The following is a 7,360-nucleotide window of genomic DNA, read 5'->3' on the forward strand; positions in this document are numbered from 1 at the left end:
CGCCATAGGGGAAAGCCATCATGGACGAAGATCGCTGCCTGGCAGCACCGGGAGGACACATGAGGAGTCTCGTCATTCTTGCAGGGCTGTGCCTCGCCTGCCAGCCAGCGTCGGCAATGCCGGAGCAATGCTACCAGGCGCTCGTCAAGGGCTCCGACGTCACCGGCATCGAGACACACTGCGGCTATCTCAAGACCTCGAGGAAGAAAGCCCAGCAAGCCTACTACTATGACAGGATCGGCCACGCCTATTTCGCGAACTACAAGCACGGCAGCGGCACCGCCGATCCCTCGCTCGCGAAGGCGCTCGAAAGCCTGAACAAGTCCATCGCCATCAGCGCCATCATTCGAAGGCCCTCGCCTTTCACCCATGATCTTCGCGGCGTGGTTTACCTCGAGAGCAAGGAACCCAACCAGGCCAGGAGCAACGCCGACAAGGCGCTCCAGGATTTCAACACCGCTATCTCGCTGGATCCCAACAAAGCAACCTACTATCTGCACCGCGGCTACGCGCACAGCGAGCTGCGCATGCCCGATGCGGCATGGGCCGACTTCAAGAAGGCGAAGGAACTCGCCCCTTCCGACCCGGCCGTTCAGGAGGCCTACGAGAAGCTGCGCAAGGACTTCCCCGAGCGCCAGTAGGACGCCCCGCGAACGACTAGGTCATCAGCACGCTGATGTGCTACCTCGCCGGGTCAGCCTCGGCGGGCTTGCGACATCTGTAACATCGCCGCGGCAGTGACCCAGGGACAGCGCGATCCTTGTCGCGCTCCGCAGCCGGCGCCGACGCGTGCCCACAGTGGATTGGCGGCCGTCTTTCCGGGAGGCCGGCGTAGCCCTTCCTTGGCATACATTTTGCGGCCCCTTCCCGGCCAATGGCTCAAACGGCTCCTCGGGCACACCGTGAGAGGCCGCCAACATATGGGGAGGACGACCGTGCTCAATCCAATTCGGTGCCATGCATGTCGGGCACAGTGAAAGATCCCGGCCAGCTCGTTGTCGATCTGGCCTTCGGCTTCGCCTTGTCCGGGGCGCTCGCCGCAGCGGTGAAACTCGGCATTCCCGACCTCATCGCGGGCCGGCCGATGAGCGCCGAGGAACTCGGCGACGAGCTCAACGCCCACGCCTCGTCCGTTCATCGCCTCATGCGGAGCTTGTCGAGCCTCGGCGTGTTCAGCGAGGACGATCAGCACAGGTTTCACGCCACCCCGGCTTCCGTGTTGCTTCAGCGCACGACGCCGAACACCCTGCGCGACGCCGTGCTGATGATCACCCAGGACATCTTCTGGAAGCCGCTGGGCGCCTTCGAGGACGTGGTGCTCACGGGCCGCAACGGCATGGAGCGGATCTTCGGCAAGCCGTTCTTCGACTATCTGTCGGAGAACAAGCAAGCCGGAGCGATCTTTCATACCGGCATGTCGAGCCTCTCGGACATGGAGAACCGGCTCATCGCGCAAAGCTACGACTTCTCGCCGTTCGGCACGATCGTCGACGTCGGCGGCGGGCACGGGGGATTTCTCATCGAGATCCTGAAGACGGCGCCCAGCGCGCGCGGGATCAACTATGATCGCGCGCATGTGCTCAAGGACGCGCGCGTCGACGAGTTGCCGGGGCAGTGGCAATGCATGGAGGGCGACTTCTTCCAGTCCGTGCCGGTCGGTGCGGACGCCTATGTGCTGAAGCGGATCCTCCACGACTGGACGGACGAGACGTGCATCCAGATTCTGCGCAACATCAGACAAGCGATGGCGCCCGAGGGCCGCGTGCTCGTGGCGGATACCGTCATCCCACCCGGAAACGAGCCGCACGGCGGCAAGGTTCTCGACATGCTCATGATGGCATCACTCGAGGGCTGCGAGCGGACGGAGGCCGAGTTCTCGGCGCTGTTCAAGCAGGCCGGCTTGAAGCTGTCCCGCGTCTATCATACCCCCGCGCTTCTCAGCTTGACCGAGGCCGTGGCCGCATAGCGGTGCACCTCCGATAGCGGTTGCCGTCACAAAGTTCGGCCCCGCCAACTTCCGCGGCATGGCCGGTGCAGGCCGGCCAATGCCCAGACCAGCTGCTGCCATTCGCAAGCGGCTCCCTTAGGCGGTCTTAGACGTTTTCTTTGGCCTATGGGCCGGGCATCATTCCGATGCACTGCGTAATGGAACGCGTTCGCCTCCAGCGATTAACTCAATGCTAGGCATTGTTGGTCTTAACCCAGGAAACCGCGGCGAGATGGTGCATCTATAGTCAGCCTTCACCGAGCTCGCAGTATACGCGCCATGATCAAGATGCTGAAACGCCTTGTCAGCGTCGTCTTTCTGATCGGCAGCTTTGCATCTACTGCGCACGCAGATGATGAGCTCGCCCCACTCGCCGAGGCTGTTTCGCTCAGCGCGAGCCGTGCGCTCGCTTGGCCGCCGACACCGCAGCAGACGGCGGTGCAGGCATTCTACGAGGAGCGCGGCTATGCGCCCCTCTGGGTCCACGAGGCAGGATTCAAACCCGAAGCCAGAACGCTGATCGAAGAGTTGGCTGCGGCCGACACGTGGGGGCTTCCGGCCGAGGGGTATCAAGTCACGCCGCCCCAGGACATGGGCAACGAGAGCCTGGCCGACGCCGAGGTCCGTTTGTCGTTCGCGATCCTGGACTATGTAGAAGCGGCGCGAGGCGGACGCATCGCCGAACCGTCCCAGCAACTGAGCTCCTATCTCGACCGCCGACCGGACCTGCCCGATCCTCTCACGGTTCTGCGCGACTTCGCCGGCAGCGCCAATCCCGCGGCGATGCTCACCTCGTACCATCCCCAGCACGAACAGTTCCGACGCCTACGTGCGGCCTATCTCAGCGCCCTGGCCGAAGCTCGCCACGTCGGGGACGCCATAATGCCCGTGGACGGTCCCGACCTGCACAAGGGGATGGATCATCCCGAGATTGCCATCCTCAAGAGGCGGCTTGGTGTCGCCTCGACGACCGCGGCGTTCGATGACGAGCTGGACGCGGCCGTGAGGCGGTTTCAGCGTGAGCACGCCGCGCTGCGCGCTGACGGCATCGTCGGCCGCCGTACGCGGCGCGCGCTCAACGCCACGGATATTTCGAATCTCGCAGTTCTGCGCGCCAACATGGAACAATGGCGCTGGATGCCGAGAGATCTTGGCGCATCCCATATTCTGGTCAACATTCCCGCCTTCACGGCGGAGCTCATCAAGGACGGTGTGGTTGCTTTCAGCGAGCGCGTGATCGTCGGCAAGACAGAGACGCAGACGCCCATCTTCTCCGAGGGCATGCAGACCGTCGTGCTGCATCCCCGCTGGTATGTTCCTGAAGCCATCAAGCTCAAGGAGATCCTGCCATCACTACTCAGCGGCCGTTCGCTGGAAAGACGCGGGTTCGTGCTGTCGCGCAACGGCAAGGCGATTTCATCGCGGCGCGTCAATTGGAGCAAGGCGGATATCCGGGCCTACGACGTCTACCAACCGTCAGGCGAGTCCAATGCGCTCGGGCGGGTGAAGTTTCTTTTCCCGAACAAGCACGCCGTCTATCTGCATGACACCCCGAGCAGGTCTTTGTTCGACGCTCCGGTGCGCACCTTCAGCCACGGCTGCGTTCGCGTCAGAAATCCGCTCAAGCTTGCCCAGCTCCTCCTCGAGGAGGACAAGAGCTGGAGCGAAGCCGATATCAAGGATTTGACCAGGAACGGGCCATTCGACAACGAAATCATCCTCAACGCACACTTGCCCGTGCACATCACCTACTTCACGGCCTGGGTCGAAGACGACGGAACACTGCGCACGATGCGCGACATCTACGGCCACCAGAAGCGCATCTCACTGGCTCTCGATGGCCGCTGGTCGGAGATCGACAAAGGCAAGGACCATCTGGCCCCCGTAAACATAGCCGAGATTAGACTCGCCGCGCCGAAGCGTCAGGCTGCGAAGAAAACTGCGACGGCGGAGGCCGCCTCTGCCTGGGGTGCGCCCATGGGTCTCTTCGGAAGCAGCTCGTCAGGTTCCAGGTCTCACGGCGCGAGCGCCAACGATATCTTTCGGCGCGCTTTCGGCAATTGACCAGGTCTAGGTGGGTGCACAGCAGGCGCAGCCCCGTGGCGCGCCTGCTGGGACCTGGTCCACTCGCCGTTCCGGGGCTGAACCGGATCCATCCACGGCCGCCCCCGTTGTCCCTGCAATCACGCGCAAACGCGCTTGCCGCAGGAGCTTTGTCCTGACACTCTTCGGCCTGCCTTCAGAACGATGGGCGCGCCTTCATGTCTGCAGCAAAAGCCTTGGTCGCTTGGGCCATCGTGTCGCTCTTCGCGTTCCTTCCGTCGGCAGCGACAGCTCAGAGCGTTCAAACGAAGTATGCCGTCAACGTGACGCTCGACGATCCGTTGAACGTCCGCACCGAGCCGTTGGGAAAAACCATCCTGGTCTCGCTGCAGCGAGACGCCATCGTCTCCGCTACAGGCAATCACAAAAACATCGATGGTGCTTTCTGGCTTGAGATCGACTACGGCCCCATACGCGGCTGGGTCAACAAACGCTTCCTCCGTGAAACCACTGAAGCCGTTAGCAAGCCTCCAACAGTCGACCCCAACGTCGAGACCTTCACGGTCAGGTACACGTTGGACTGGACTCTTCAAACCCTCAATCCGTCCCTCCTCGAAAGCCGCGGCTTCACGCATCCAGTAGGGGTCGTGGTCAGGGCCTTCGACGGAGACAATCCAAAGCTCACGAAGCTCAATGAGGGCGACATCATCATCTCCATCAACGGCATTCAGATTCCCGACGGTTTCGCCTTCTTGGCAATGCTGGATGCCCTGAGCGCAGGGCAGCCCGTTCGCCTCAGGCTGATCCGGGGTACCAAGGAAATTATCGTCACGGAGCCGGTCCGCGATACCGGCGGCATGCTCGTCCATGCCATGCCCGCGGACATTGGTGAAGTACTCCTCTTCGCCGATCAAGCTCTTGCGAACGCCGTCACCCTTGCCAAGGCCGGGCGCCATGAGGAAAGCGAAGCAATGCTCCTCGAGGCAAGGTCGCGCTTCCAAGGCTATCGGTGGGACAATGGCGGCAGACCATACTCGCTGAAGGATCACAGCATCAAATTCGCGGCCAGAGAAGGCCAACTTGCCCGCCTCCTCGCTCTTGTTGCGGCATCACGCTCGGATCCAGAAACTGCCGCCAACTACGCCAACGAAGGCCAGTCCCGCATCTTCAGCATCCTGTCAGCAAACAGAAACCAGCCATTTGTCCGCACCTACAACAAGTCTCTCTATGAATTCTCCGGAGTAGACGACGGCTCGCTGGGGCGCGCCGTGGCTGTTGGAGACGGAGGACTGGCCCTAGTCGGCGACCCTCCGATCAACATCTCAGCCAAACACCTCTCCGACGGCGATATCATCATCGTCCCCCTCATTGGAGACGGTTCCGACTTCGTCATCGTTATCGTGAAAAACAAGGACGACACCGGATCTGCGGCTATCGTCCATATTCCCGATGCCTCCGAAAACCTCCGACGCTTGGTGTACGGCGCCGATGGAAGAGGTGGCTGGGCCGCCGACTACAAGAACCAATTCGCATCCAGGACCGATCACGCTGCAGCAACGGCTTGGACCAACGCCATCACTGCAATCGGGCAGCAGCTCTGGAATATGTTCTGGAAGCCGATTCTCGAAGTCTTGCCCGATAAGCCCACGCGCAATGATACCCGCATGTTCATCCTGCCTGCGAGCGATCTCGCGTCTCTCCCCTTGGGCCTCGCCATGGACCCCCGAACCAACACCCGCCTGATCGACCGCTACGTCATTGCCACCATTCCCAATCTCAATGTCCTCGCCTTGGGCAATGCCGCGCTCGCAGCGGACCAAGCCCGCGTGATGAGCGTCATCAACCCAACCAGCGACCTGAAGTTCACCGAGCTGGAAGGCGCACTCGTCCAGTCCGCCTTCGCTGACCGGCACCCCCTTGTGCTGACCGGGCCAAACGCCACCCTCGATGCCGTGTCCAACGGATTTAAAACGCACACCATCTGGCACTTTGCCGGCCATGGCTTTTTCGATGTCGCCGATTTCCGCCGATCTGGCCTCATTCTCAGCGACCAACAGGTGCTGTCCGTTCAACACCTCTTCGACATGAAGGCGCTACCATCGCCCCCGCGCATGGTCATCCTGTCGGCATGTGAATCCGGCCTCTACGAGCGTGATCAGGACCCCAACGCCTTCTTTGGCCTGCCAAACGCAATCCTTGCGTTGGGCGCCGGAGGCGTCCTCAGCACGCAATGGCTTGTTGATGATCTCGCAACAGCCCTGCTCGTCAGCAGGTTTGCCGAACTGCTGACCAAAGGCACTCCTCCCGCGACAGCATTGAGGAACGCGCAGATTTGGCTACGGGACGGCACCGCTGCCGACTTCATCGCCTATGTCGAGAAGAGAACCGCACAGGGGGATTTCGGCCAGACAAATCCGTCGCTCCTTGTCAAAGCGCTCGAAGCCGGCGGGGCACGGACCAAGACCGCTTCACGCTTTGCCGCCATTCGTGCGGCCGTTGACAACAATCAGCCGCATACGCCCGCGCATCGAATCAAGCCCTTCGATCATCCCTACTATTGGGGTGCTTTCGTCTACAACGGGCAGTAGGAATCCGAATTTAGGCGGCCCACACATCCGAAGCATATTCGATACATGGGCGCTACCGGCCGACTCTACGTGACAATCAGGAAGTCCTTGTCATCACGCTTGTCCGCTGCGGCCAATGGTCAGGAGTAGCCGACACAATTCACAACAAAATCGATCCGCTGAGCCTGTTCCTAGGTCTTCCATGGTATTAAGTCGGCTATGGTCGAATCGCAGAAGGGCTCTCTCATGTTCTCCAACAGAAAGGCAGACGGGGCTTCTACTTCAGCAGGAGGTGCTGAGGTCGATACGTCAAGCTTCGGTGCGTCTTTTAACGTTCGCGGTCCGCATTCCACGAGTGTCAAGACGGGCGGCGCTTCCGCTCACTCGATCGTGGACGAGTTCCTGACCATGAAAGGCGACTTGGAAAGCGAAGGCGATATCCACGTCAAAGGCAAGGTCTTTGGCAACATACGATGCAAATTGCTGATCATTGAGATCGATGCTTTGGTCGAAGGCGGAGTCCAGGCGGATGAGGTAATCGTCCGGGGCAACGCCAAAGGAACCATCGAGGCCGATCGGGTCCGGCTTGAAAAGACCGCCAACGTTGACAGCGAAATCTGCCATCTCGCATTTTCTGCCGAAGAAGGCGCTCGCATCAAAGGCTCCCTTCGGAGCAAAGACGAGGCTCCTCGCAAGAACGGCGAGGTCAAGGACGCCGCGCGTCGTACCGTTGCTCTTCAGGCTCAAGAGAAACTGCCCGCGA

General features: G+C 61.1%; 5 protein-coding genes. All 5 read left to right on the plus strand.

Annotation, left to right across the window (positions count from 1 at the left end):
- Positions 1-59: 59 nt before the first annotated feature.
- Positions 60-641 (plus strand): hypothetical protein, encoded by a 582-nt coding sequence (locus tag IT540_RS05370; RefSeq protein ID WP_291174244.1) that lies wholly within the window; start codon positions 60-62, stop codon positions 639-641.
- Positions 642-961: 320 nt separating this feature from the next.
- Positions 962-1,966, plus strand: coding sequence for a methyltransferase (locus IT540_RS05375; protein ID WP_291174246.1), 1,005 nt, complete (start codon positions 962-964; stop codon positions 1,964-1,966).
- Between the two features lie 300 nt (positions 1,967-2,266).
- Positions 2,267-4,051 carry a L,D-transpeptidase family protein gene (locus tag IT540_RS05380; RefSeq protein WP_291174248.1) on the plus strand — a complete coding sequence of 595 codons (1,785 nt, stop codon included), beginning with the start codon at positions 2,267-2,269 and terminating at the stop codon, positions 4,049-4,051.
- A gap of 197 nt (positions 4,052-4,248) precedes the next feature.
- Complete coding sequence (locus tag IT540_RS05385; protein WP_291174250.1) at positions 4,249-6,618, plus strand: CHAT domain-containing protein; 2,370 nt, start codon at positions 4,249-4,251, stop codon at positions 6,616-6,618.
- Between the two features lie 225 nt (positions 6,619-6,843).
- Positions 6,844-7,360, plus strand: a 517-nt coding sequence (locus IT540_RS05390) for a polymer-forming cytoskeletal protein (RefSeq protein ID WP_291174252.1), incomplete at its 3' end; no start/stop codon positions are given.

The organism is Hyphomicrobium sp., from assembly GCF_020852195.1.
In the GTDB taxonomy this organism is placed as follows: domain Bacteria; phylum Pseudomonadota; class Alphaproteobacteria; order Rhizobiales; family Hyphomicrobiaceae; genus Hyphomicrobium_C.